Annotated in this window: 21 protein-coding genes; 11 read left to right on the top strand and 10 right to left on the bottom strand. The window is 41.5% G+C overall.

What is annotated here, in order from left to right; all coding sequences use genetic code 11:
* Nucleotides 1–188: 188 nt before the first annotated feature.
* The 4 genes from J4G44_RS05185 to J4G44_RS05200 all read left to right on the top strand — a co-directional run bounded on the left by J4G44_RS05185 (nucleotide 189) and on the right by J4G44_RS05200 (nucleotide 5,002).
* A complete protein-coding gene (locus J4G44_RS05185; RefSeq protein ID WP_004972446.1) occupies nucleotides 189–1,349 on the top strand; it encodes a CaiB/BaiF CoA transferase family protein in 1,161 nt (386 codons plus the stop codon).
* Between the two features lie 237 nt (nucleotides 1,350–1,586).
* Nucleotides 1,587–3,230: a nitrite/sulfite reductase gene (locus J4G44_RS05190; protein WP_004972445.1), complete on the top strand. Its 1,644-nt coding sequence runs from the start codon at nucleotides 1,587–1,589 to the stop codon at nucleotides 3,228–3,230.
* Nucleotides 3,223–3,708, top strand: a complete 486-nt coding sequence (locus J4G44_RS05195; RefSeq protein ID WP_004972443.1) for a DUF934 domain-containing protein — start codon at nucleotides 3,223–3,225, stop codon at nucleotides 3,706–3,708. The genes J4G44_RS05190 and J4G44_RS05195 overlap by 8 nt, the downstream gene beginning before the upstream one ends.
* 307 nt (nucleotides 3,709–4,015) lie before the next feature.
* Nucleotides 4,016–5,002, top strand: a complete 987-nt coding sequence (locus J4G44_RS05200; protein ID WP_207973906.1) for a diaminopimelate dehydrogenase — start codon at nucleotides 4,016–4,018, stop codon at nucleotides 5,000–5,002.
* A 131-nt stretch (nucleotides 5,003–5,133) separates the two neighbouring features.
* On the opposite strand, the gene J4G44_RS05205 is transcribed toward J4G44_RS05200, so the two are convergent.
* Nucleotides 5,134–6,309, bottom strand: a complete 1,176-nt coding sequence (locus tag J4G44_RS05205; RefSeq protein ID WP_207973907.1) for a thiolase family protein — start codon at nucleotides 6,307–6,309, stop codon at nucleotides 5,134–5,136.
* A gap of 127 nt (nucleotides 6,310–6,436) precedes the next feature.
* Nucleotides 6,437–6,955, bottom strand: coding sequence for a GspH/FimT family pseudopilin (locus tag J4G44_RS05210; protein WP_207973908.1), 519 nt, complete (start codon nucleotides 6,953–6,955; stop codon nucleotides 6,437–6,439).
* Nucleotides 6,956–7,331: 376 nt separating this feature from the next.
* Here J4G44_RS05210 and omp38 point away from each other — a divergent pair, with 376 nt between their 5' ends.
* The gene (omp38, locus tag J4G44_RS05215) at nucleotides 7,332–8,357 is read left to right on the top strand and encodes an outer membrane protein Omp38 (RefSeq protein ID WP_207973909.1); all 1,026 of its coding nucleotides are present in this window, start codon (nucleotides 7,332–7,334) and stop codon (nucleotides 8,355–8,357) included.
* Nucleotides 8,358–8,797: 440 nt separating this feature from the next.
* Here omp38 and J4G44_RS05220 read toward each other — a convergent pair whose 3' ends face one another.
* The 3 genes from J4G44_RS05220 to J4G44_RS05230 form a co-directional block, all read right to left on the bottom strand.
* Nucleotides 8,798–10,261, bottom strand: coding sequence for an amino acid permease (locus J4G44_RS05220; RefSeq protein ID WP_136144722.1), 1,464 nt, complete (start codon nucleotides 10,259–10,261; stop codon nucleotides 8,798–8,800).
* Nucleotides 10,258–11,295, bottom strand: coding sequence for a methyltransferase (locus J4G44_RS05225; protein ID WP_207973910.1), 1,038 nt, complete (start codon nucleotides 11,293–11,295; stop codon nucleotides 10,258–10,260). The genes J4G44_RS05220 and J4G44_RS05225 overlap by 4 nt, the downstream gene beginning before the upstream one ends.
* Before the next feature lie 65 nt (nucleotides 11,296–11,360).
* Nucleotides 11,361–12,731: a uracil-xanthine permease family protein gene (locus tag J4G44_RS05230; protein ID WP_180006099.1), complete on the bottom strand. Its 1,371-nt coding sequence runs from the start codon at nucleotides 12,729–12,731 to the stop codon at nucleotides 11,361–11,363.
* 172 nt (nucleotides 12,732–12,903) lie between these two features.
* On the opposite strand from J4G44_RS05230, the gene typA reads away from it, so the two are divergent.
* Nucleotides 12,904–14,742 carry a translational GTPase TypA gene (typA, locus tag J4G44_RS05235; RefSeq protein ID WP_180043559.1) on the top strand — a complete coding sequence of 613 codons (1,839 nt, stop codon included), beginning with the start codon at nucleotides 12,904–12,906 and terminating at the stop codon, nucleotides 14,740–14,742.
* A gap of 199 nt (nucleotides 14,743–14,941) precedes the next feature.
* Nucleotides 14,942–15,376: a large conductance mechanosensitive channel protein MscL gene (gene mscL, locus J4G44_RS05240; RefSeq protein ID WP_004972423.1), complete on the top strand. Its 435-nt coding sequence runs from the start codon at nucleotides 14,942–14,944 to the stop codon at nucleotides 15,374–15,376.
* 91 nt (nucleotides 15,377–15,467) lie between these two features.
* Here mscL and J4G44_RS05245 read toward each other — a convergent pair whose 3' ends face one another.
* Together J4G44_RS05245 and mutM are read right to left on the bottom strand one after the other, a co-directional pair.
* On the bottom strand, nucleotides 15,468–15,746 hold the full coding sequence (locus tag J4G44_RS05245; protein ID WP_004972420.1) for a peptidylprolyl isomerase: 279 nt from the start codon (nucleotides 15,744–15,746) through the stop codon (nucleotides 15,468–15,470).
* Nucleotides 15,743–16,603, bottom strand: a complete 861-nt coding sequence (gene mutM / locus J4G44_RS05250; RefSeq protein WP_207973911.1) for a bifunctional DNA-formamidopyrimidine glycosylase/DNA-(apurinic or apyrimidinic site) lyase — start codon at nucleotides 16,601–16,603, stop codon at nucleotides 15,743–15,745. The genes J4G44_RS05245 and mutM overlap by 4 nt, the downstream gene beginning before the upstream one ends.
* Before the next feature lie 288 nt (nucleotides 16,604–16,891).
* On the opposite strand from mutM, the gene J4G44_RS05255 reads away from it, so the two are divergent.
* Entirely contained in the window at nucleotides 16,892–18,028 is a 1,137-nt protein-coding gene (locus J4G44_RS05255) for an NADH:flavin oxidoreductase/NADH oxidase (RefSeq protein WP_207973912.1), read from the top strand.
* Between the two features lie 124 nt (nucleotides 18,029–18,152).
* Nucleotides 18,153–19,085 carry an AEC family transporter gene (locus tag J4G44_RS05260; RefSeq protein ID WP_167845805.1) on the top strand — a complete coding sequence of 311 codons (933 nt, stop codon included), beginning with the start codon at nucleotides 18,153–18,155 and terminating at the stop codon, nucleotides 19,083–19,085.
* A gap of 55 nt (nucleotides 19,086–19,140) precedes the next feature.
* Here J4G44_RS05260 and J4G44_RS05265 read toward each other — a convergent pair whose 3' ends face one another.
* Nucleotides 19,141–20,448: an RNA-guided endonuclease InsQ/TnpB family protein gene (locus tag J4G44_RS05265; protein WP_131260640.1), complete on the bottom strand. Its 1,308-nt coding sequence runs from the start codon at nucleotides 20,446–20,448 to the stop codon at nucleotides 19,141–19,143.
* Nucleotides 20,449–20,507: 59 nt separating this feature from the next.
* Here J4G44_RS05265 and tnpA point away from each other — a divergent pair, with 59 nt between their 5' ends.
* A complete protein-coding gene (tnpA, locus tag J4G44_RS05270) occupies nucleotides 20,508–20,906 on the top strand; it encodes an IS200/IS605 family transposase (RefSeq protein WP_004970281.1) in 399 nt (132 codons plus the stop codon).
* 162 nt (nucleotides 20,907–21,068) lie between these two features.
* Here the strand turns inward: tnpA and J4G44_RS05275 are convergent, their stop codons facing one another.
* Together J4G44_RS05275 and ygfZ are read right to left on the bottom strand one after the other, a co-directional pair.
* The gene (locus J4G44_RS05275) at nucleotides 21,069–21,875 is read right to left on the bottom strand and encodes a tetratricopeptide repeat protein (protein WP_026438287.1); all 807 of its coding nucleotides are present in this window, start codon (nucleotides 21,873–21,875) and stop codon (nucleotides 21,069–21,071) included.
* Between the two features lie 191 nt (nucleotides 21,876–22,066).
* The gene (ygfZ, locus tag J4G44_RS05280) at nucleotides 22,067–22,789 is read right to left on the bottom strand and encodes a CAF17-like 4Fe-4S cluster assembly/insertion protein YgfZ (protein WP_004972410.1); all 723 of its coding nucleotides are present in this window, start codon (nucleotides 22,787–22,789) and stop codon (nucleotides 22,067–22,069) included.
* Nucleotides 22,790–23,045: 256 nt separating this feature from the next.
* On the opposite strand from ygfZ, the gene acnD reads away from it, so the two are divergent.
* Nucleotides 23,046–25,652 carry a Fe/S-dependent 2-methylisocitrate dehydratase AcnD gene (gene acnD / locus J4G44_RS05285; RefSeq protein ID WP_096901558.1) on the top strand — a complete coding sequence of 869 codons (2,607 nt, stop codon included), beginning with the start codon at nucleotides 23,046–23,048 and terminating at the stop codon, nucleotides 25,650–25,652.
* Nucleotides 25,653–25,738 lie beyond the last annotated feature (86 nt).

The raw sequence follows: 25,738 nt of genomic DNA on the forward strand, positions 1-25,738 counted from the left end.
TGTATTCACGTAAGCTTGACCTAAATGACGCTAAAAATTGAAATTGGCAATTTACAATACCAATTTTACTTATTTTACATAATAAATTGCCGAAATGATCAAGGTAAATGGCTGAACATGACATTGTGTTACAGTTTTGCTGTTTATAAGATGAACGGAAAATCAGTAAAAATCGAGTAATCACAACAATGACACATGCACTGAGCGGTTTAAAAGTTTTAGATTTTTCTACCTTATTGCCCGGCCCTTTTGCCAGTTTGTATTTGGCGGATATGGGTGCAGAGGTGATTCATATTGAATCGGCAACCCGTCCTGACTTAATTCGTTTATTTCCGCCCTATGCCAATGGACAAGCGACTTCGCACAGTTATTTGAATCGGAATAAACAGTCAATTACTTTGGATTTAAAATCCCCCGAAAGTATTCAGCTTATTCACGATAAAATTGCCGAATTCGATATTGTATTGGAACAGTTTAGACCAGGCGTGATGCAGCGTTTAGGGCTGGACTATGCCAGCTTGGCAAAAATTAATCCGCGACTGATCTATTGTTCCATCACAGGTTATGGACAAACAGGCGATTATCAACAAAGGGCAGGACATGACATCAACTATTTAGCCTTGTCTGGCATTGCGGGGCATAGTGGACGGCAAGCGGGTGGGCCGCCACCGCTCGGGATTCAAGTGGCCGATGTAGCAGGTGGATCATTGCATGCTTTGGTGGCGATTTTAAGTGCAGTGATAGAACGTCAGCGCAGTGGTTTAGGGCAGTATATTGATATTTCGATGACCGATTGCGCTGCGACTTTAAACAATATGGCCGCTTCAGCAGTTTTGGCGGCACAGGTTCCTCAATATGCTGAGCAATCTTACTTAAATGGTGGCACCTATTATGACTATTATGAAACAGCAGATGGCCGTTATCTTTCAGTCGGTAGTTTAGAGCCGCAGTTTATGCAGGGTTTGGCACAGATTTTAAACTTACCGATACTTTTGGAAAAAGGGGCATCTTTAGATCCGCAAGAGCGCTTGCAAGTCAAACACGCTATTCAAGATAAAATTAAAACACAAAGTTTTGCCACATGGCAGCAGGTATTCGCGCAATATGATGTCTGCGTTGAACCTGTATTCACTTTAGATGAAGCCTTACATTCACCTTTGGCACAGCAACGCGGTTGGACAGTAGAAGTTCCTATTCAGCAGAATGCCGAAAAAACTGAAACTCAGTTGGCGTGTCCAATTAAATTTTCACGTTCTCAAATGCGTTACGATTATATCGGGCAGGCTTTGGGTGCAGGGCAGTGGTCATCTCAGATTAAAAATCAGGATGAAGATGAAGCCAAGTCGTAATTTCAGGTAATCAATAATAGATCGAATAGATGCTATAGCAGAAAAAGTGCTAAAGCATGCACTATTTTGTGATAGCTCTATAAAAAGCCTGTAAATTTTGGCAAAGGCTTACAGGCTGTGATGTTGCAATGGCTTATCAATAAAATCGCTAATAAATATGTAAAAAACACATTTTGTTGATAGATTGAATCTCGCTATGCTGTCAGCCGTGATAATAGAAATGACTAGCTGTACGCCATGTATTTATATACTGATTTCGATCAGCAACTGATTAATGAACGTGTTGCACAGTTCCGCGACCAAACGGAACGTTATTTAGCAGGCAAATTGACTGAGGATGAATATCGTCCATTGCGTCTGCAAAATGGTTTGTATGTACAACGCTATGCGCCAATGTTGCGTATTGCGGTGCCTTACGGTCTGATGAACTCTAAGCAATTGCGTAAAGTTGCGCAGCTTGCCAAAGACTATGACCGTGGCTATGCGCACGTATCAACACGTCAAAATATTCAGTTTAACTGGCCTGCACTGGAAAATGTGCCTGACATGCTGGCAGAGCTTGCAACCGTACAAATGCACGCAATTCAGACTTCGGGTAACTGTATTCGTAATACCACCACAGACCAGTATGCAGGTGTCGTGGCGGGCGAAATTGCTGACCCACGTCCAACCTGTGAATTAATTCGTCAGTGGTCGACTTTCCACCCTGAATTTGCCTTCTTGCCACGTAAATTCAAAATTGCGGTGTCTGCACTGGAAGAAATTGACCGTGCTGCGACTGCATTTCATGACATTGGCGTCTATATTGTTAAAAATGAAGCAGGCGAAATTGGCTATAAAATTAAAGTTGGTGGCGGCTTAGGTCGTACTCCAATTATCGGTAGCTTTATTCGTGAGTTCTTGCCACGTGAAGATTTGATTGCTTACTTAGAAGCTATTTTACGTGTTTATAACTTGCATGGTCGTCGCGACAATAAATATAAAGCACGTATCAAAATTTTGGTAAAAGCCTTAACTCCAGCAGTATTTGCAGAAAAAGTTGAAGCTGAATTTGCACATACGGTGAAAACCTTAAAAATTGATGCAGAAACTTTGCAAAAAATGGATGAAAACTTCACGCCATTTGCTTATCAAAACTATGCCGATGAAGATTTTAGCGAGCTGTTTGCGCAGTATCCAAAATTCAAGCAATGGTTCAACATCAACACCAATGCGCACAAAGTACAAGGCTATCGTATTGTCACCATTTCATTGAAACGTGCAGGTGTTGCACCGGGTGACATGACGACAGAAGAAATGAATCTGATTGCAGATTTAGCCGATCAATATACCTTTGGTGAGTTGCGTACCACGCATGAGCAAAATATTGCTTTGGTAGATGTGCCACAAAAAGACCTGTTTGCATTGTGGCAAGTGCTAGATGCTAACAACTTGGCGCGCGCGCATATTGGCTTTATTACCGATATTATTTGCTGTCCGGGTGGTGATTTCTGTTCACTTGCCAATGCCAAATCTATTCCAATTTCAGAAGCCATTTCACGCCGTTTTGATGATTTGGATACCATTTATAATCTTGGCAAACTGGATTTAAATATTTCAGGTTGTATGAACGCTTGTGGTCATCACCACGTTGGTAATATCGGGATTTTAGGTGTCGATAAAAAAGGCGCGGAATTCTACCAAATCACTTTGGGCGGGCATGCAGACCATGATGCGTCAATCGGTGATATTTTAGGGCCATCTTTTGCTGCTGAAGTGATTCCTGATGTGGTGGAAGAAATTTTAAATACCTACTTAGATTTGCGTAGTGAAGGTGAAGACTTCATCGACACTTATCGCCGTGTCGGCATTCAACCATTTAAGGAGCGCGCTTATGCTTAATACTGCACTACCTGTGCTCGCAAAAGATGGCACGATTGCAGACAATACTTATCAAGTGATTGCGGAAGATGCAGCATTACCGCAAGGTGATGTGGTGCTCAGCGTTGAACAGCTTGATCAGTTGGCACAAATTTCAGGTAAAAAAGCCCTATATTTAACGGTAGATGCTTCGCCTGAAAACCATGAATTTCCATTGGCAGAACTGGATGCAATTTTTATTGAATTTTCAGGTTTTAACGATGGCCGTGGTTATTCTTTTGCGGCATTGTTACGCCGTCAAGGCTTTCAGGGTGAACTTCGCGCAGTCGGTGATGTCTTTAAAGACGTCTTAAATTATATGAAACGTGCAGGTTTCGATACTTTCGTGATTAAAGAAGGTAAAGATGTGCAAGAAGCTGCAGCAGGTTTGGCGGACTTTACCCATCCTTATCAAGCTTCTACCGCAGTGCCAAAACCAAATTATCAAACAGGTGCGTAATATATTGATGATGGATTTCATCGAAATGTAGATAGATTTTATCGAAATATCGCGGTTCACACATTTACAAACAGCCTGCCATGTGCAGGCTTTTTGTTTGCCTTAAAATGATCAAACGGCTTGTTTTATCGCACTTCTTAATGATTTAATTTACCGCAAAGTGCTGTAGTATAAGCACGCTGATGTAGCATCGCAGTCTTATGTAGGCGTTATTTTTACATTATCAAAAATCAATCAAGACGATAATTTGATGTGATTATCCTCTGATTTATTTTTCAATTTTTTCATGATGAAGTGATTTGTCTTTATGCAAAATTCTATCCGTATTGGTATTGCTGGTTATGGCAACTTAGGTCGTGGTGTTGAAACGGCGATTCATAAAAACCCAGATTTACAATTGGTGGGTATTTTTACCCGTCGTGCGCCTGAAAGCGTTTCACCATGTTTTGCTGAAACAGCAGTGTTTCACATGGATTCATTGTCAGATTTTCAAGACAAAATTGATGTGCTGATTTTATGTGGTGGTTCAAAAGACGACTTGCCACAACAAGGTCCAGTACTGGCGAGCCAATTTAATATTGTCGATAGTTTCGATACGCATGCACGTATTCCTGAATATTATGCATCTGTAGATGCACCTGCGACAGTGAACAAGAAAACTGCACTCATCTCAATTGGTTGGGATCCAGGCATGTTCTCGATTAATCGTTTATTTGGTGAAGCGTTGTTACCAGATGGTGAAACCTATACTTTTTGGGGTAAAGGTTTAAGTCAGGGTCACTCAGATGCCATTCGTCGTGTTGATGGTGTAAAAGCAGGTGTGCAATATACCATTCCATCGAATGATGCCATTGAACAAGTGCGTAGCGGTGCGCGTCCTGTATTAAGCACCAAAGATAAACATACTCGTGAATGTTATGTCGTACTTGCAGAAGGTGCCGATGCTGCTGCGGTAGAGCAAGCGATTGTGACCATGCCAGATTATTTCGCTGACTACAACACAACCGTAAATTTCATTGATGAAGCGACTTTAGCCAAAGATCACCAACGCATGCCACATGGTGGTTTTGTCATTCGCAGTGGTAATACCAGCGATGAACAAAAACAAGTGCTTGAATTCTCATTGAAGTTAGACAGCAATCCTGAGTTTACCGCGAGTATTTTGGTGGCTTATGCACGTGCTTGCTATCGTTTAAACCAAATGCAGCAATATGGTGCAAAAACTGCTTATGATGTTGCGCCAGGTTTATTGTCAATGAAATCGCCTGAACAGTTGCGTGCAGAATTGCTCTAAACTTTTTAAAGCTATAAGCAAAAAGACGAATCAATGATTCGTCTTTTTACTTTTTGAATTAAAGAGGAGTTAGGGAATGACTTTATTTAATCTGCCTAAATCCTACTTTATGGGATAGGGGCTGCAAGGCATTAAAGCAATTCAATTGCGACAGCAGTTGCTTCACCACCACCAATACAGAGAGCGGCCACGCCACGTTTGCCACCTGTACGTTTAAGCGCATGAATTAAAGTCAGGATAATACGTGAACCTGTAGAACCCACAGGATGCCCAAGCGCACATGCACCACCGTTGATATTCACTTTTTCAGGATCTAGTTTGAATTCATCCATTGGGCACATGGTGACCATGGCAAAAGCTTCATTAATTTCCCATAAATCTACATCTTGTGCATTCCAGCCTGCTCGATCCAATACTTTCTGAATCGCAGCAACAGGGGCGATCGTGAACTCTGATGGATGTTGTGAGTTGGTTGCATAAGCCACAATTTTTGCCATAGGCTTTAACCCTTTGGCAGCAGCATGTTCAGCAGAAGTGAGTACGAGTGCCGATGCACCATCCGAAATAGAACTGGCATTTGCAGCAGTAATACTGCCATCTTTAGCGAAGGCAGGACGAAGTGTTGGAATTTTTTCAATATTGGCATTAAAAGGTTGTTCATCTTTATCTACAATGACATCGCCTTTACGAGTTGTAACTGTCACAGGGACGATTTCATCAGCGAAATAGCCTTCATTGACTGCAGTTTGTGCACGTTTGAGTGAGCGAATCGCAAAGTCATCCATTTGTTGGCGTGTGTAACCTTTGCTATTGGCCATATCTTGTGCGAATGAGCCCATCAAACGACCTGTTTCAGCATCTTCAAGGCCGTCTAAGAACATGTGGTCTTTCACATCACCATGTCCCATACGGTACCCAGCACGTGCTTTGGTCAGTACATAAGGTGCATTACTCATTGACTCCATACCACCAGCGACAATGATTGAGGCAGAACCTGCTTTGATTGCATCGGCTGCTTGCATGACAGCTTTCATACCAGAACCACAGAGTTTGTTGATGGTCACTGCGCCTGTTGAATCTGGCAAACCAGCTTGACGCATGGCTTGACGTGCAGGACCTTGTTTTAAGCCAGCAGGTAAAACACAGCCCATAATGACTTCTTCGATATCTGTGGGTTGCAGACCTGCACGTTGAATAGCGGCTTGAATACTTGCTGCACCCAGTTCAGGTGCGCTTAGTGTGGCTAAACTACCCTGAAAACCACCCATAGCAGTACGAGCGCCATTCACAATCACGATATCCATCATTTTATTCTCCCAATTTATTTGTGCTCTTGTTTAGATTGAATTCCAAGCAGGAATAGATCACTTCTGCAGTATAGGCAAAAAAAGATAAGAATAATGTGACAATGTAAAGATCGTTTAGACTGCTGAGTTAACATATATTGATGTCTTCAGCTCGGGTTTGCCCCATTTTACTGAGTACTAAGCGCTTGCTTGTAAGGTGAGTGGAGCAGTAAAAGAAGCTACCATTTGAGCCGATCGGCAAACCTTGTTGAGCATTAAAAGTCACACTAGGAATGTTTAAAGTTCCACGCCAATCCAAGGTTCCGTATTTAAGTGCAGTTTTTTCTGTATAAAGAATGTATTCACTATCGTCAATTTGGCGGTTTCGATTACGATCCATAAAGATCAAAAAACCAGTATTCCAGTTTTGCTTGCTACATTGAACAAAGTTTTGTGTAGGACAAATCACCACATTGCTGTGATGAGTGAAGGCATGAGAACGTGCTATTTTCAGGCTGGACTGTAATGAATACTGAATTCGTTTGAGTTCTTGTTCTGCCATCAGTTGATGAAAATGTGGCAGGGCTATCATGACTAAAATCGCACTAATCGCTAACGTGACGATCAATTCAAACAGCGTGAAACCGTTTTTTCTTACACTCGACATAAGTCTTTACCTGTTATTGTTGTGTTTTTTTATGATTAATTTGAGTAATTTGTTGTTTTATAGTGCTTTATCTGCCGTGTATAATAATTACTAAACAACTTCTCGAGAAAGTGTTAAAATAAACAGCAAGAAAGATAGGTTATTCGCCACAAATAATTGAGTAGAAAGTTACCGAATTACAACGGAAATTGTAAGTAATTTTGTCAATAATTTACTTGATTAAAATTATCAAGCACTTGGAAAACAAATAAAGTGTTTGTATGATTCAAAGTGACTAGCTTAAAAATAATACTGGGGTAAAAAAAGCCTATCTCAGGGTAGTCGAAAATTTAGGCTTGAGCTTGAACAACAATTGTTATCTCTGGAGGATAAATCCATGAAAATGAGTCGTATTGCATTAGCAATGCTCGTAGCTGCTCCTTTAGCTGCTGCAAACGCGGGCGTAACTGTTACCCCATTAATGCTTGGTTACACATTTCAAGATACTGAGCACAACAACGACAAATTGACAACTAGTCATGAACTACAAGATGATTTGTTTGTTGGCGCTGCACTAGGTGTTGAACTTACTCCTTGGTTAGGTTTTGAAGCTGAATATAGCCAAGTTAAAGGTGATGTTGATCCAAGCGCTGGTGAATATAAAGCTAAGAATATTGCAGGTAACTTCTATGCAACTTCTGACTTAATCACTAAAAACTATGACAGCAAAATCAAACCATACGTACTTTTAGGTGCTGGTCACTATGAGTATCAATTTGAAGATGCTGCTTTAGGTTACCGTGATGGTGAAGAAGGTACTCTAGGTAATGCAGGCGTTGGTGCGTTCTTCCGCTTAAACGATGCTTTATCTCTTCGTACAGAAGCGCGTGGTACTTACCACTTTGACGAAAAATTCTGGAACTATACAGCTTTAGCTGGTCTTAACGTAGTTCTTGGCGGTCACTTGAAGCCTGCTGCTCCAGTAGTAGAAGTTGCTCCAGTTGAACCTGTTGCTCCAGTTCAACCAGCTCCACAAGAGTTAACTGAAGACTTGAACATGGAACTTCGTGTGTTCTTTGATACGAACAAATCAAATATCAAAGATCAGTACAAGCCAGAAATCGCTAAAGTTGCTGAGAAGTTAGTAGAATATCCAAACGCTACTGCTCGCATCGAAGGTCACACTGACAACACTGGTCCACGTGCATTGAATGAACGTTTATCTTTAGCTCGTGCGAATTCTGTTAAATCTTCACTTGTAAATGAATACAATGTAGATCCAGCTCGTTTGTCTACTCAAGGTTTCGCTTGGGATCAACCGATTGCTGACAACAACACTAAAGAAGGTCGTGCTATGAACCGTCGTGTATTCGCGACGATCACTGGCAGCCGTACAGTGACTGTTGAACAACAAGCTCAATAATTTGAGTTAAGTTGAAAAAACGACTCTTCGGAGTCGTTTTTTTATGCTTATTTTTTATGGCGTGTATCGATCAGAGAGCCTAAAATGATCCATATTCAATATGCTTTAAAAATACTGTAAAAGTATGATCTTGCAGAATAAAGGGTAAATAGAGTAGGGGCTGATAGTACTTAATATTTTGGTCTGTTGAACCCTAAACTAAGTCAAATTTTTTAGACAAGACATATAGACTTGATGTATCTCAGTCAATCAAGTAGTTGATTAGCGATTATGAAAATCAACATTGAGCAGTTTGTGGCGTGATTTCTCGCCGTATTATCAATAACGAAATTGCTTTAAAATAAAATTTGTCTTAAATTTACGCCATAAAAAAACAGCCAAATGTTGGCTGTTTTAGAATCTTAGCTTCTCAAATGAAGTGCAATAGAAGAAGATTTACTTTAGTCATGATCAGGGTGTAGTGGTTTCACATCCATCTCCTGATATGCAATCAGTTTGGTTTTGTGTTTCCATTTATAGCCTAACCAAATGACCAAGAACAAAAGAATACCAATATAAGTCGATAAAACAGCGAGCCATTCACCTTCAAGCACTGCTTGGTAGTTTTGCCCTAATACAACAATCGCACATAAAATAAAGGCAAACCATGGCGCAAAAGGAAAGAATTTGGCGCGGTAATCTAAATCTTCAAGTTTGTAGCCTTGTGCCAAATAGCCTTTACGGAAGCGGTAATGCGATACAGCAATTCCGAGCCAAACGATAAAGCCACACATGCCTGACATATTCAGAAGCCAGTTAAATACTTGTTTTTCACCAATAAATGTTGTTAAAAAACATAGTGCAGCGATTGCTGTTGTGGCATACAGTGCATTCATTGGGACGCCACGAGCATCCAAGCGGGCAAAAGCTTTTGGTGCACTGCCTTTACGTGCCATATCAAATAGCATACGGGTCGATGAATACATACCCGAGTTACCAGCAGAAAGAATCGCAGTTAAAATTACTGCATTCATGACACTTGCGGCAAAGGCAAAGCCTGCCTGTTCATATAGTAAAGTAAACGGAGAGAGTGCAATGTTATCGGTGGCGGCTGCTTGAAGTAAACGTGGGTCATCATAGGCGATTAAGGTACCAATAATAAAAATACACACGATATAAAACAACAAAATACGCCAGAAGATTTGTTTAATTGCAATTGGAATGGTTTTCTTGGGATTTTTAGATTCACCCGCTGCAACGCCAACCATTTCAGTACCTTGAAATGAGAATCCTGCAATCATCGCCACACCAATTAAGGCAGATAGTCCACCTACAAATGGCGCTTCGCCTTTGCTCCAATTGGCAAATGTAGCAACATCAGGGTTGAGCATGATTTTGACAATCATAAAAATACCGATAATGATGAATGCCACAATCGCAAGTACTTTGACCAAAGAAAAGAAGAACTCAGACTCACCAAAACCTTTGACGGTTAATGCGTTAATTGCGAAAACCACCGCTAAAAATAATGCACTCCAGTAAAAGCCAGGAATATCAGGAAACCAAAATTTCATGATGAATTGCACCGCAACCAATTCAAATGCCACGGTAATAGCCCAGTTGTACCAATAGTTCCAGCCGAGTGCAAAACCGAAACCACCTTCGACATATTTACTGCCATAGGTAAAGAACGCGCCTGAAGTTGGATTATGCGTTGCAAGTTCGCCTAGACTGGTCATCAAAAAATAAATCATGACGCCAATTAGGGCATACGCAAGCAAGGCGCCACCAGGACCTGCATTGGCAATGGTCGCACCTGAAGCAAGGAATAAACCTGTACCAATTGAGCCACCAATGGCGATCATGTTTAAATGACGCGCACCGAGCTTACGCTGCAGTTTTCTACTGTTGTGTGAGTCGCTCATCCTACTTCCTTTGTATTTTTCTGCGTGCTGGCAAACAGCACTTTAAAGCCTTGTTGATCTGCCTTGATTGTGCATTGACCGAAACTTTGTTCAATTAAGAGTGGATAATTCAAAAAGCGATTGGCCACAATCCAAAGTTCACCACCCGATTTCAGGTGACGATGTGAGGTTTTACACAGATTTTCACTGGCATCGTAATGTGTGTGAATGCCTTGGTGGAACGGGGGGTTACTCACGATGGCATGCAAAAATAGCGGTGCATCCTCAATGCCTGTCACGGCTTTAATTTCAAGCTGTTGTGGATTGAGCTGATTTTTTTCAAACGTCATTTGCGTTGACGCTAAAGCAAAGGCATCGACATCTAAGGCAAAAATACGATTTTCAGGGTTAAGTTTGGCTAAGTAAGCACTGATCACACCCGCACCACAGCCAAAATCTGCAATTTTCCCAGCAGTAACCTGATTCAAATAAGGCAGTAATACAGCCGTGCCAACATCCAAGTGTTTTTGGCTAAATACACCCGGCAAGGCACAAATCTGTAAATCGCCTTTAGGTGTAGCAACTGTATAGTTTTGCGCCCAATCTGCTAAGGCTTTAGTTTGAACCTTGCAGTCTAAAATCAGCTGCCATAGTTGGCAGTGGCGGGCGCTATCTAGTTTGAGTGTTTTGCCATAAGGTTGTAATTGCTTTGCAGCCCGTTCAATTCCTGCTTTCTTTTCACCGACTAAAAATACGCTGCTGCCTTGTGGGAGTTGTGCGGCAATGGTGTGAATCAGGTAATTGAGCAGTTCCTTGGATTTCGGTACAAAAATAACAGCCTGATCAAATTCACCGACAGGCAATTCTGCACCAAAATGCACTTGCGCCTGTTGATTTTGAAAGTATTGATAGTCGTTAAAATTCCATGTCCAAACAGAAGCTTGGATTGAGTCACCCAATTCTGCGAGGAGTTGATCGGTCGGGGCATTGATCAGTAGAACGCGACCAGACAAATAGTCGTATTGTCTGAGTAAAACTTCGCTTTGGGGGTTCATGGTTCTCTCTCCAATAGAAAAACACTGTCTAAGTTCAGCTCAGACAGTGTTTTTTGGACATGCAATTACTTTTTAGTTTCAGGAAGCACAATATTTAAAATGAGTGCTGCAATACCGCCTGTTGCAACGCCTGAACTGAAAATATTACGGAATAATTCAGGTAAGTGTTCCAGAATTTGTGGCACTTGTGCAACACCTAAACCTAAGCCCAATGAAATTGCAATAATCAGCAAGGCACGACGATCTAAAGCGACACCTGAAAGAATATTGATTCCCGAAGCGGCAACAGCACCAAACATCACCATCACAGCACCACCTAGTACGGCTTGAGGCACAGCCTGAATCACACCCGCGACTGTAGGAAGTAAACCTAAAATGATGAGCAGGGCAGCAATCCAGATACCGACATAACGGCTAGCAACACCTGTAAGTTGAATCACGCCATTATTTTGGGCAAATACCGAACTTGGAAAGGTGTTGAAAATCCCTGCCAAGAATGAGTTAGCGCCATTTACCAATACACCGCCTTTAATGCGTTGTATCCATTGTGGGCCATCGACAGGTTGATTGGAGAGTTTAGAGGTCGCGGTAATATCACCAATGGCTTCTAATGACGTCACCAAATAAATAAATGCCAATGGAATGAATAAGCTCCAAGAGAAATCCAGTCCAAAATGCATCGGAGTCGGCACTTGTACCAGAGGGGCATCTTTCAGACCTGAAAAGTCGAGATGACCCATCATGCCTGCCATTGCATAACCAATCACCAAGGCAATTAAAATGGCAGAGCTTTTAATCCACGTAATATTGATGCGGTTCAAAATAATAATAATTGCCAAGACGGTACACGACATAATCAGGTTGTCGGTATTGGCAAAGGTATTATTGCTCATGGCTTGGTAGCCACCGCCCATACTGATTAAACCTTCTTTAATTAAGGTCAAACCAATGAGAAGTACCACAATACCAGTGACCAATGGGGTAATCAGCTTTTTGACCCACGGTAAAATTTGCGATACGCCCATTTCAATAAACGAACCTGCAATGACCACGCCAAAAATTGCCGCCATGACCGATTCAACAGGTGTGCCTGCGGCGACCATAGCAGAGCCAATACCAATGATTGGGCCAATAAAGTTAAAACTGGTGCCTTGCACAATGAGCAAACCTGCACCAAAAGGGCCGACTTTTTTACATTGTAAAAAGGTTGCAATGCCTGAAATGACCAAAGACATTGACAAGATCATGTTGGTATCTTGTTTGGAAACACCTAAAGCCAAGCAAATTAAGAGACCTGGTGTGACAATTGGAACAATAATTGCCAGTAAATGCTGAAAAGCTGCTAAAAAAGCGATGAATGGTTTTGGACGGTCATTCAGACCATAGACCAAATCGAGCTGGTCTTTTGGGTGGGGAGAGTGGTTTAAATCAGACATGAGTCATAAAAAATTGCAAAAGTGGCGCTATTCTAATCGAGTTACACAGCTTTACAAAACCCAAAGCACGCCACTCATCAAAAAAAATTGTGTGTGTCAATAAAGTGTCACTATAAAACTTTAGTATTTTTCTGTATAATTTGCCCTCAAATTTATAGCGTATTGAATTTAAATGTCTGATATTAAAACTCTCCGCAACATCGCAATTATTGCGCACGTTGACCACGGAAAAACAACTCTTGTGGATAAACTTTTACAACAATCGGGCGCACTCGGTGAACGAGCGGGCGAGATTGAGCGTGTCATGGATTCAGGCGCTATTGAAAGTGAACGTGGTATTACCATTCTTGCAAAAAACACTGCAATCAAATGGTTAGACAAACGTACTGATACTGAATACCGCATTAACATTGTGGACACCCCGGGACACGCCGACTTCGGTGGCGAAGTTGAACGTGTAATGTCGATGGTGGATTGCGTACTTCTTTTGGTTGACTCACAAGAAGGTCCAATGCCACAAACACGTTTCGTAACGCAAAAAGCGTTCTCACGCGGTTTGAAGCCAATCGTGATCATCAACAAAGTAGACAAGCCAAACGCGCGTCCAGACTGGGTTATTGATCAAGTATTTGACTTGTTTGATAACTTGGGTGCAACCGATGATCAATTAGACTTCCCAATCGTATATGCATCAGGCTTACGTGGTGTTGCTGGTCCTGCGCCAGACGAATTAGCGGAAGATATGACACCGTTGTTCCAAACAATTGTAGATATCGTTGAGCCACCAGCAGTTGATGTTGATGGTCCATTCCAAATGCAAGTCTCTTCACTTGACTATAATAGTTTCGTGGGTGTGATTGGTGTGGGTCGTATTCAACGTGGTTCTGTGAAATTGAATACACCTGTAACCGTGATTGACCAAGAAGGCAAAACACGTAACGGTCGTATCTTAAAAATCATGGGTTACCACGGTTTAGAGCGTATCGACATCGAATCTGCATCTGCAGGTGACATCGTTTGTGTAACAGGCATGGACGAATTACATATTTCTGACACGATTTGTGATCCGAAAAATGTAGAAGCTTTACCGCCGCTTTCTGTAGACGAACCAACCGTATCGATGACATTCCAAGTCAACAACTCACCTTTTGCGGGTAAAGAAGGTAAGTTCGTGACTTCACGTAACATTCGTGAACGTCTAGACCGCGAATTAATTCACAACGTTGCACTTCGTGTAGAAGATACTGACAGTCCAGACCGTTTCAAAGTATCTGGTCGTGGTGAGCTTCACCTTTCTGTATTGATTGAAAACATGCGCCGTGAAGGCTTCGAAATGGGTGTATCTCGTCCGCAAGTCATCTTGAAAGAGATTGATGGCGAAATGCAAGAACCATACGAAAACGTGACTTTTGACGTAGAAGAACAGCACCAAGGCGCTGTGATGGAACAAATGGGTAACCGTAAAGGTGAGATGACCAATATGGAAGTAGACGGTAAAGGTCGTATCCGTATTGAAGCCACTGTGCCTTCACGTGGTTTAATTGGTTTCCGTTCTGAATTCATGACCATGACTTCTGGTACGGGTATCATGACGTCAAGCTTCTCACACTATGGCCCAATGAAAGCAGGTCAAGTTGCGAAACGTCAAAACGGTGTGTTGATTTCTATGGTTCAAGGTACTTGCCTTGGCTATGCATTGTTCACATTGCAGGACCGTGGTCGTCTATTTGCTAAACCTCAGTTAGAAGTTTACGAAGGTATGATCGTAGGGATTAACTCTCGTTCAGACGACATGACAGTTAACCCAACTAAAGCGAAACAGTTAACTAACGTACGTGCTTCTGGTACTGATGATGCGTTGACATTGGTACCTGCAATTGAATTCACGCTTGAACAAGCGCTTGAATTTATTGAAGATGATGAATTAGTTGAAGTAACACCTAAGTCAATCCGTATCCGTAAACGCTGGTTGACTGAAAACGAACGTAAACGTAACCGTTCTGGTAAATAAGTTTTAAAAATGATGTTGTCCTCATGCGGGGCAGCAAAATTTAAAAATGCCATCAATTTATTGATGGCATTTTTTGTTTAAAATTAGCAAACCAATATATAAAAGCAGATGATTTCCGAGTAAATTACGTGGAAATGAAGCTATAAAATTAATGTATACTTCGTCACATAAATTAAAGTCAAAAAAACTGGAGATTTAAATGAGTATTATTCAAGAGTTCCGCGAATTTGCGGTAAAAGGTAACATGATCGACTTGGCTGTCGGTGTTATTATTGGTGGGGCATTTGGTAAAATTGTTGACTCATTAGTGAAAGATATCATCATGCCATTGATTACTGTGATCACTGGCGGTGGTGTGGATTTCACACAAAAGTTCTTTGTTTTGGGCGATAACCCAAACAATTTACAGTCTTTAGATGAGTTAACCAAAGCAGGTGTAAATGTCCTGACCTATGGTAACTTCCTTACGATTTTAATTAACTTCATTATTTTGGCATGGGTGGTGTTCTTAATGGTGAAAATGATTAATCGTATGCGCCGTAAACAAGAAGAAGCAGCGCCAGAACCAGCAGCAACGCCAGAAGATATCGCGTTGCTACGTGAAATTCGTGATGAATTGAAAAAACGTCAATAATTTTTAATACGCAATCAAAACAAACGGCGCTTTATGCGCCGTTTGTTTGCACCCTATTCTCTAGGATGGAGAGGCGCTGAAGGCATAAAAATTACATCCGAAACTTTACTTCTACCAAATGAAAACCAAACTGACTTTTTACAGGTCCGTGTAGTACGCGTTCTGCTGCGGTAAACACTAATTTATCAATGACGGGTACCAATTGTCCTTTTTTGACCTCACCCAATTCCCCACCTTTTTTTCCTGAAGGGCAGGTCGAAAATTGTTTGGCAATTTTGGCAAAATCAGCACCCGATTGAATCCGCTTTTTCAGTTGCTCACAGGTTTCTTTATCTTTCACTAAGATATGACGCACAATTGCGGTTCTCATATTGATTTACCTCGTTTGCTTGTTGCAGCTTTGGTCGCGGTAGGTACTTTTTTCAAAGGCTGACATTCAGGACAAAATACCGAGGCACGTTGGCCCAGTTTTAAATTTTCTAGTGTGGTTTCACAGTTCACACACATTTCACCTGCACGTCCATACGCCAACAAGGTTTGTTGGAAATAGCCATTTTCGCCCATCGCATTGCTGTAATCACGTAAGGTCGAACCGCCTAAATCAATCGCTTGTTTTAAAATGCGTTTGATTTCGAGCACTAGTTTTTCAATCTGTTTCAAACTGAGTGATGATGCAGGTTGTGCAGGGTGAATACCTAAATTAAACAGACTTTCCGTGGCATAAATATTGCCCACACCCACCACGACATGGTTATCCATAATTGCAACTTTGATGCCAACATTTTTGTTTTTGAGCTTCTGTGCAAGATAGTCGGGGTTAAAGGCATCACTCAACGGCTCAGGGCCAAGTGGATCTATCAGTTTGCGTTGAGAGCTTTCATTTAGCCATAAAATACAGCCAAAGCGACGTGGGTCGTGGTAGCGCAATTGTATATCTTCAAACTGAATAATCAAATGGTCGTGTTTGCGTAAATCTTCCTGCGCATCGCAAAGACGAAAACTACCTGACATGCCTAAATGCCATAACATGCTGTCTTGCTCAAATTGCGCCAGAATGTATTTGGATCTGCGGGTCAATTGCAGAAGTTTTTGTCCTGTGAGTTTATGCAGGTTTTCTGGAATGGGCCAGCGTAAGCTGGCTTGGCGTACTTCTACATTCAGGACTTTTTGATCCAGCAGCGGCAATAAACTGGTTTTAGTGGTTTCAACTTCGGGTAATTCAGGCATGGTACAAATTCAATCCGCTTGTGGAAATTAAGCAGGCAAGGGCATAAAGTAATGCGCTTAATATTGGGGATAACCTATAGAATACAAGCCATAGCTTGCCATCGCAAAATTATTCTGTGAAAAGCAAAAGCATACTTTGCAAAAACCATACAACACGTTATAAATAAATCATTTTTGAACATCTATTATAGAAAAACCATCTAAAACAGATGGCAGATTCTGAGTGATTACTTCTTTTTTATTTAATGATTCGCTTTTGGTGAATCGCACTGTATGAGGGCTTGCAGCGTGACATTACTTTTTCAGCCGATTCAATTTGGATCACTGCAACTTGCCAACAAAATTGTTATCGCCCCGATGTGTCAATATTCTGCCAATGAACAAGGTGAATTGAGCTATTGGCATGAGCAGCAATGGGCCAATTATGCCTTATCGGGCGCAGGGATGTGTATTGTAGAAGCCACGGCAGTGCAGGCAGCAGGACGTATTAGTTATGCAGATTTAGGCTTATGGAATGACATGCAGCGTGCGCAGATGAAAGCACTATTGCATAAAGTCAAAAGTATATCGCCTATGCCATTTGCTGTGCAGTTGGCACATGCGGGTCGTAAAGCTTCAACCGATAAACCGTGGCAGGGCATAGGACAGTTTGCACCGAATGAAGAACATGGTTGGCAGACGGTATCGGCCAGTGAGTTGCCATTTCAATCGCACGAACATCCACCGCATGCTTTAACGCAAGATGAAATTCAACAGGTCATTGCAGAATTTGCCAGCGCCGCAGTACGAGCGGTGGATGCAGGTTTTGACTTAATCGAAATTCATGCCGCACATGGCTATTTATTGCATCAATTTATGTCGCCATTGTCTAATCACCGCCAAGATGAATATGGCGGCAGTTTGGAAAATCGGATTCGCCTTACATTGGAAGTATTTCAAGCGATTCAAAATGCTGTTCCACAAGGCTATCCAATTGGGGTGCGAATTTCTGCAACAGACTGGATGGATGATGCAGAGGGTTGGAATGTGGAATCTTCAGTAGGTTTGGCAAAAGCACTGGAGCATTTAGGTGCGGCTTATATTCACGTGTCGAGCGGTGGTTTGCATGTCGATCAAAAAATTGATTTACATGCGGGTTATCAAACACCATTTGCACATGCCATTAAGCAAGCTGTAAAAATTCCTGTAATTGCGGTGGGTTTGATTACCGAAGCGATGCAGGCAGAAGGTATTTTGCAATATGAACAGGCCGATGCGATTGCGATCGCACGTGCGATTTTATATGACCCTCGTTGGCCATGGCATGCTGCGGCAGAATTGGGTGAAAAAATTGAGATTGCCCCGCAATATTTGCGCTGTCAGCCGCATGGGTTTCGTACTTTATTTGCGCCGTTTAAATCCACAGATACGGAAGTGGAATCCTAATATTTTATCTGCTTAAAATAAGTGAAACTTAAACTATTTTGCCGTGCTTTATAGGGAGATTCGGTGTAAGGTAAATCAGTAAAAACCATGTCGATCATGGGCAACACTGAAAAAGGATGTCAGGGTGTTACTGAGTATTTTATTTCCCATTTGTACCGTAGTACTGTTGGGATATTTTGCCGTCAGAAGCCAATTTATTGAGACCAGTGCGATTCAGTTTCTAGGTCAATTTGTCATGAAAGTGGCGTTGCCTGCATTTCTATTGCAGGCATTGGCCAGTAAAAGTTTGTCAGAAATCTGGCATCCCGCTTATTTTTTAGGTTACGGTGGCGGTTCTATTCTGCTGTTTATCTTTGCCTTTTTACTGTATCGGCATTATTTTAATTCAAACTTAACCCATGCCAGTGTCTTGGCAATGGGTGCATCAATGTCAAATACAGGGTTTATTGGCACTGCTATTTTGACTTTGTTGATTGGCAGTCAATCGGCAATTTATTTGTCTTTAACTTTAATTGTCGAAAATTTAATTATTGTGGCATTGATGCTGATTTTGGCAGAACGAGGGCTACAATCTTCAGCGAAATCAGGTTGGCAGGTGTATGCCGAAACTGTGCAGCGCTTACTGAAAAATCCAGTAATTTTATCTATTTTATTGGGTATGCTGTGCGTATTGTTGAATTTCAAACTGCCGCAAGCTATTGCACAAGTGCTGGAAATGTTGGGCAAAACTGCTTCACCTTTGGCTTTATTTGTGATTGGTGGAAGTTTGGTCGGCATGCAAATCAAGTCGGTGAATTTGCAAAGTATTGTTTTGGTTGCATTCAAAGTATTGCTGATGCCACTCACGATTTTTGGAATTTTATGGGCATTAGATGTGAACCGAGAAATGCTATTTGTCGGGACTTTGCTTGCGGCTTTACCAATGCCAATTGCCTTTGGTATTTTCGGGCAGCACTATGGTTTACATGAAAAAGCCTTAGCCCCCTTGGTGTTGAGTACAGTTTTTGGTTTTGTGATGGTGGCGATTTTATTGACACAATCGGGTAAGTATTTTTGACATACTCCCACCACTTTCGTTTTCACTCAAGTGGGGGATTCTAAAAGCAAAGCTCTTAGGCGACTTCCTCACGGATTTCGCTTGCTTTCTGCTTCTTAGGGCGACCTTTACCGCATCCACCCTCCACAGACAAAACGGCATGTCCTGCCGACAATATATTACGAGATGCGTTTAAATCCGCATTCGCAACATAACCGCATCCGACACACTCAAATTTAGCTTGAGTTTGTCGGTTTTCTTTTGCTACATGACCACATTCACAGCAGGTTTGACTTGTGTACTTCGGATCAACTTTTACAAGTAATCCACCTCGCCATTGTTGCTTATATTCCAACATACTAACGAGCATGCCCCAACCTTGATCTAGGATTGATTTGTTTAAGCCTGACTTAGCTTTTACATTCTTTCCTTGATTTTCGATTGTGCCACTTGCCGACTTCGACATATTTGCTACTTTTAAATCCTCAACAGCAATCATTGCGTGGTTTTTGCTGAGCGTTGTAGTGATTTTTTGCAAGTAGTCATGACGAATATTGGCAATGTGATGATGTAGTTTATTGATTTTAAAATTCAGTTTTTTCCAATTTTGACTAAATTTAACTTTCTTTCTCTGCTTCCGTTGAAGTCTAGCTAATTTAATCTGATTGGTTTTAAAGCTATTGATCGGGTCAAAGACCTGACCATTTGAGGTAGTGATTAATTTCTTAACACCAAGATCAACACCAATCGCTGATTTTGATGGGTGGATCGGCATTTCAGTAAGTTCTGTTTCAGTACAGAATGAAACGTACCAACGTCCTGACACCTTACTGATCGTCACATTTTTTATTGTGCCTAGAATCTCTTGCGACTTCCTGAATTTAATAACACCTACGCCATTAGGGAGTTTGAGTTTATTTCCTTTAACCCAACAGTATTTATCGAATTGTACAAGGCGAATGGAATCATAACCGTCTGATTTTTTCTTAAATCTAGGCATAAGTGGGCGCAACTGAACCTCAGTACCATCAGCCAATTTAAAAAATTTAGGTTTCTTAGGTTTGCGCTTTTTTTCTTTTAGTCGAGCATGTTCTTTAGGGTTGAAAAACTTCCCCCATGCTGATGCAAGATCACGAACTTTTTGTTGAAGTGACACAGCATTTGAATTTCCATCTAAAAAGCTAAACTGAGGATTCTTTTTCAGTGCTGTTATCTTTTTTACTAGATTCACCGCATTAATGTGTTTATTTTGAGCAAACATTTCAAATGAAATTGCTAATATTTGATTCCAAACAAAGCGTGCAGAGCCAACGAGATTATTTAAAATAACCTCTTGCTCGACATTAGGCTCAAGCCTAAATTTATACGCTTTGTTGATTTTCATTAATGAGTGTGTATCTGTTAATATGGTGCTGATTCTAACATTTTAGGTATATTTTTTCAATGAGTGAGATATATAAAAACCGACATTCAGCCTTTAATCTTCATGTTCATTTAGTTTTTATAACGAAATATCGAAAAAAAATACTAGGTGAGTTGCATCATAAATATTTCAATGAGTGTGCAACTGAAATATGTAAAGATTTTGATGCTGAATTAAAGGAATGTAATGGTGAATCCGACCATGTTCACATGCTTATTCAGTATCCACCAACGGTACAGTTAAGCAAATTGGTTAATAATTTAAAGTCTGTAACAAGTAGAAGAATGCGAAATGAGTTTTTAGACTTGAGAGGGAATTATACAAAACCTGTTTTATGGTCAAGATCATATTTTGCAGGGTCTTGTGGTGGTGCGCCTTTGGAAATAATCAAACAATATATTCAGAATCAACAAGGTTGAAATTTGTGAAATTCACCTCCACCCTGACTGACGGGTGGAGTCCTCTTTCACTTGGAGATAGCAACGGTATCGAAGTGCTCAAATCATAAAAAAGTCTGTACCATGCTGATACAGACTTTTTTTAAAATTTCTCTGATTAATAGCCTTTATAAAGAAACTATCTTAACTTTTCTTAGCGGTTGCCTTGTTGGAAGCTTTGGCTTGATCTGCCATCATTTTTTCAACCACAGCCAATGATTCTTTGGCTTGCGCTACATTTTCCTGTGCCAGTGAGGCAAAAATCTTTTTCGCTTCAGGCAAGTTTTGCGGCACGATATTGCCATTCACAAACATATTGCCCACTGCCATGAGTGCAGGAATATAACCCTTTTGCGCCAAGTTTTGAATGCTTTGCAGCCCTTGCTTAATTGGTGCTTCATCTTTGTTTTTAAAGCCTGTGCTAATTTCGTACAAGGCTTTTGCATGTATGGCTTGATAATGATCTTTGGCAATTAAAGGTTGTAATAGTTTTAAACCTTTTTGGTCAGATGCTGCCGTATTTTCCGAGAAATATAAAACGGCTAAATCGACTGTGGCATCATTAAAACCCTGATTGGATGCCGTCTGTAAATATTGTTTGGCTTTAGCAGCATCCTGTTTTAAACCCAGTGCGCCAGTAAGATAGTTTTTGCCTAAAACATAACTCGCAACTGGGTAGCCTTTTTGGGCAGATTGCTCATACAACTGAATGGCTTTCTTTTCATTTTTTGCTGTGCCTTGTCCAGTTTGTGTCAAATAGCCTAAGTTATACATGGCTTGCGCATTGCCTGTTTTGGCAAGCTTTTCTAATTCCTGATAGGCATCTTTAACCTTGTTGGCTTGCATTAATTGTTCAATTTTGGCAAAAGCAGGATCGGTTGGAATGTTACTATTTGCCATACTGATGCTGCTAGATAGGGCGATTGCACCCGCAATGAGTAGTTTTTTCATCATTTGAGTTGTACCTTGTTCTCTTTTACACATCATTCCGTTGATGTGCGTTTTGTTTTTACAGTGGTGCATTCATCATAAGTTGAAAAGTGTGAATGTAAATATAAAAAATGTGTACGAATGCTTTTTTTTTTCATTGTCATTTGAAGGGAATCTTGCGACTCCCTTAACCTGAGCGGGTGGAATCTATTTTATTGCGGACGTGCAACATCGCCATTCAAATGTTCAGGCAAAGCCAATACTTGTACAGCTAACTCTTCCAAAGCACTTGGTTTGGCAACCACCAACGCTTTAAAACCTTCTGCAGTCGCTATGCTATTCACCACTTCCACATCATTATTCAGTTTGGCGGCAGGTGCAGGTGCTTCGCCTGAACCCTGAATTAAATGCAACCAATGTTTTGGTTTGGCTTTAAACCATAAACGTGCCACGACTTCCTGACCCAAATAACAGCCTTTGTCATAATGCACGCCATCTCGTTGATGCAAACGCAATTCCTGCGGTTGAAACACTTCTGCTGTTGAGGCTTGAATCCATGCCTGACCTGTTTCAATCGCTTGTAGTTGCCATGCGTTTAAATCAGTCACTTCAGCTGAAAATTCAGTTTGATTGCCCTGAATGGTTGGGTAAACCGTACCGATGGTTTCAAGCTGCATTTTTGAAAATGCACCAAACTTTTTAATGTGTTTGGCTAAATCTTCGGCTTGGTCGGCTGTGCTGATGATTTCAAAACATTCGGACGAGATTTTTTTAAGCCAGAAGCCAAACTGAACGCGTCCTTTTAAACTGCAAATTGCGGTATAACAGGTTGTATTTTCAGCTAATGTTTCGACATTGACTGTTACCTGACCTTGCAGGAATTTTTGTGCATCGACACCGTTTAAACTTAAAGCACTGAAAGCTAAATCGCGCATGAATAACCTTTCACATTGAAATCTAAGACTAAAGAATGAGGTCAATTTTGCGCTATTTTTCAAAAAAAAGCATTTTTAGGGCAAGAATTTTACTCAAAATGTAATTAAATGTTTCAAAAACCCCTGTTTTTATATTTAAGTATATGAAATATATAGGATTTGGGAAATGGGTTTTTGGCAGCGTACAATGCTTTCGACGGGTGGAAACAATCATCCCATAAGATGTTGAGAACAATAGAGTAAGGGCGAATACCAGATGAATAACAACTACCGCAAACCACTGCAAGGCACTCAGCTCGATTTTTATGACGTGCGACAAGCCGTTGAAGATATCCAGCCAGGCGCTTATGCCAAACTTCCTTATACCTCAAAAGTACTTGCAGAACAGTTAGTGCGCCGTTGTGACCCTGCAATTTTAGAACAATCTTTAAAACAATTGATTGAGCGTAAACAAGAGCATGATTTTCCGTGGTATCCAGCGCGTGTGGTGTGTCACGACATCTTGGGGCAAACTGCGCTCGTTGACTTGGCAGGTTTACGTGATGCGATTGCCGATCAGGGCGGCGATCCTTCTAAAGTGAATCCTGTCGTACCTACCCAGTTAATTGTCGATCACTCTTTAGCTGTGGAATATGGCGGTTTTGACCCAGATGCTTTCCGTAAAAACCGTGAAGTGGAAGATCGTCGTAATGAAGACCGTTTCCACTTTATTGAATGGACGAAAACTGCATTTGAAAATGTTGATGTGATTCCTGCAGGCAACGGCATCATGCACCAGATTAATCTGGAAAAAATGTCACCAGTCATTCAAAACCGTGAAGGCATTGCATTCCCAGATACTTGTGTGGGTACAGACTCACACACACCACATACCGATGCTTTGGGTGTCATTTCTGTAGGTGTAGGCGGTCTTGAAGCTGAAAACGTGATGTTGGGTCGTGCTTCTTGGATGCGTCTGCCAGACATTATTGGTGTGGAGTTGGTCGGTCAGCGTCAGGCTGGTATTACGGCAACGGACATCGTATTGGCTTTAACCGAGTTTTTGCGTAAAGAACGTGTGGTCGGTGCATATTTAGAATTCTTTGGTGAAGGTGCAGATAGCATGTCGGTGGGGGATCGTGCCACGATTTCCAACATGACACCTGAATATGGTGCAACTGCCGCTATGTTCTACATCGATCAAAACACCATCGACTATTTAACCTTAACAGGTCGTGAAGCAGATCAGGTCAAACTGGTTGAAACTTATGCTAAAGAAATTGGTCTTTGGGCATCTGAAATGACACAGGCAGAGTATCCACGTGTATTACGTTTTGACCTTTCAACAGTAACTCGTAACATTGCAGGCCCATCGAATCCGCATGCGCGTGTTTCAACTGCAGACTTAAAAGAAAAAGGCATTGCAGGTGTGGTTGAAAACCGTACTGATGGTTTAATGCCAGATGGTGCCATCATCATTGCTGCGATTACCTCTTGTACTAATACCTCAAACCCGCGTAATACTGTAGCAGCAGGTTTGTTGGCACGTAAAGCCAATGAGTTAGGTTTAGTGCGTAAGCCTTGGGTGAAATCATCATTTGCACCAGGTTCTAAAGCGGCTGCATTGTATTTGGAAGAAGCAGGCGTACTGAAAGACTTAGAAAAACTTGGTTTTGGTATTGTGGCTTATGCATGTACCACCTGTAACGGTATGTCGGGCGCATTAGACCCAGCGATTCAACAAGAAATCATTGACCGTGACTTGTATGCGACTGCGGTGCTGTCGGGCAACCGTAACTTTGATGGTCGTATCCATCCGTATGCGAAACAAGCATTTTTGGCATCGCCACCGTTGGTTGTGGCTTATGCGATTGCAGGAACGATTCGTTTTGACATCGAAAAAGATGCTTTGGGCACAGATCAAAATGGTAACCCGATTTATCTGAAAGATATTTGGCCATCTGATGCTGAAATTGATGCTTTGGTGAAAGAATCGGTTAAACCTGAACAATTCCGCCAAGTGTACATTCCAATGTTCGATTTGGGAGAGTCGGAAAAATCTGAAAGTCCACTCTACGACTGGCGTCCACAAAGTACTTATATCCGCCGTCCACCATATTGGGAAGGTGCATTGGCTGCGCCACGTACTTTAGCCAATATGCGTCCGTTGGCAATTTTGGGCGATAACATCACCACAGACCATTTATCTCCATCGAATGCGATTATTTTAGACTCGGCAGCAGGGGAATATTTGGCAAAAATGGGCTTGCCAGAAGAAGATTTCAACTCTTATGCAACGCATCGCGGTGATCATTTGACTGCACAGCGTGCAACTTTGGCGAATCCGAAATTGTTTAATGAAATGGTGGTACGTTCAGACGGCACAATTAAGCAAGGTTCTAAAGCGCGTGTTGAGCCAGAAGGCGAAGTAATGCGTATGTGGGAAGCGATTGAAACTTATATGAACCGTAAGCAGCCGTTAATTATTATTGCGGGTGCAGATTATGGTCAGGGTTCAAGCCGTGACTGGGCTGCAAAAGGCGTGCGTCTTGCGGGTGTGGAAGCGATTGTGGCTGAAGGTTTTGAGCGTATTCACCGTACCAACTTGGTGGGTATGGGCGTATTGCCACTTGAGTTTAAAGCGGGTGTTAACCGTAAAACTTTAGGTTTGGATGGTACGGAACTTTATAGCGTGATTGGTAATATTGCGCCACGTTCGACTTTGACTTTGGTGATTGAGCGTTCAACGGATGATGGTAAAAACCAAACAATTGAAGTGCCAGTAACTTGTCGTTTAGATACCGAAGAAGAAGTATCTGTGTATGAGGCGGGCGGTGTATTGCAACGCTTTGCGCAGGATTTCTTGGAAGGGAATGTGGCTTGATGATGTTTTAAGAATCTTCTTTAATTTTTCTTCTTTAAAGAAATGTTAGAGAATGATTATTGTTGAGAAAAGACCTCATTGTTAAG

The organism is Acinetobacter towneri, assembly GCF_017498585.1.
Lineage (GTDB): Bacteria > Pseudomonadota > Gammaproteobacteria > Pseudomonadales > Moraxellaceae > Acinetobacter > Acinetobacter towneri.

Excerpts from the sequence above, each read along its gene's own strand:
- J4G44_RS05195 (WP_004972443.1), top strand. The coding sequence starts at position 3,223 with ATGCTTAATACTGCACTACCTGTGCTCGCAAAAGATGGCACGATTGCA.
- J4G44_RS05245 (WP_004972420.1), bottom strand. The coding sequence starts at position 15,746 with ATGAGAACCGCAATTGTGCGTCATATCTTAGTGAAAGATAAAGAAACC.
- J4G44_RS05205 (WP_207973907.1), bottom strand. The coding sequence starts at position 6,309 with ATGATGGATATCGTGATTGTGAATGGCGCTCGTACTGCTATGGGTGGT.
- J4G44_RS05230 (WP_180006099.1), bottom strand. The coding sequence starts at position 12,731 with ATGTCTGATTTAAACCACTCTCCCCACCCAAAAGACCAGCTCGATTTG.
- mscL (WP_004972423.1), top strand. The coding sequence starts at position 14,942 with ATGAGTATTATTCAAGAGTTCCGCGAATTTGCGGTAAAAGGTAACATG.
- mutM (WP_207973911.1), bottom strand. The coding sequence starts at position 16,603 with ATGCCTGAATTACCCGAAGTTGAAACCACTAAAACCAGTTTATTGCCG.
- J4G44_RS05220 (WP_136144722.1), bottom strand. The coding sequence starts at position 10,261 with ATGAGCGACTCACACAACAGTAGAAAACTGCAGCGTAAGCTCGGTGCG.
- J4G44_RS05190 (WP_004972445.1), top strand. The coding sequence starts at position 1,587 with ATGTATTTATATACTGATTTCGATCAGCAACTGATTAATGAACGTGTT.
- ygfZ (WP_004972410.1), bottom strand. The coding sequence starts at position 22,789 with ATGCGCGATTTAGCTTTCAGTGCTTTAAGTTTAAACGGTGTCGATGCA.
- acnD (WP_096901558.1), top strand. The coding sequence starts at position 23,046 with ATGAATAACAACTACCGCAAACCACTGCAAGGCACTCAGCTCGATTTT.
- tnpA (WP_004970281.1), top strand. The coding sequence starts at position 20,508 with ATGAGTGAGATATATAAAAACCGACATTCAGCCTTTAATCTTCATGTT.
- J4G44_RS05265 (WP_131260640.1), bottom strand. The coding sequence starts at position 20,448 with ATGAAAATCAACAAAGCGTATAAATTTAGGCTTGAGCCTAATGTCGAG.
- typA (WP_180043559.1), top strand. The coding sequence starts at position 12,904 with ATGTCTGATATTAAAACTCTCCGCAACATCGCAATTATTGCGCACGTT.
- J4G44_RS05210 (WP_207973908.1), bottom strand. The coding sequence starts at position 6,955 with ATGTCGAGTGTAAGAAAAAACGGTTTCACGCTGTTTGAATTGATCGTC.
- J4G44_RS05225 (WP_207973910.1), bottom strand. The coding sequence starts at position 11,295 with ATGAACCCCCAAAGCGAAGTTTTACTCAGACAATACGACTATTTGTCT.
- J4G44_RS05275 (WP_026438287.1), bottom strand. The coding sequence starts at position 21,875 with ATGAAAAAACTACTCATTGCGGGTGCAATCGCCCTATCTAGCAGCATC.
- J4G44_RS05185 (WP_004972446.1), top strand. The coding sequence starts at position 189 with ATGACACATGCACTGAGCGGTTTAAAAGTTTTAGATTTTTCTACCTTA.
- J4G44_RS05200 (WP_207973906.1), top strand. The coding sequence starts at position 4,016 with ATGCAAAATTCTATCCGTATTGGTATTGCTGGTTATGGCAACTTAGGT.
- omp38 (WP_207973909.1), top strand. The coding sequence starts at position 7,332 with ATGAAAATGAGTCGTATTGCATTAGCAATGCTCGTAGCTGCTCCTTTA.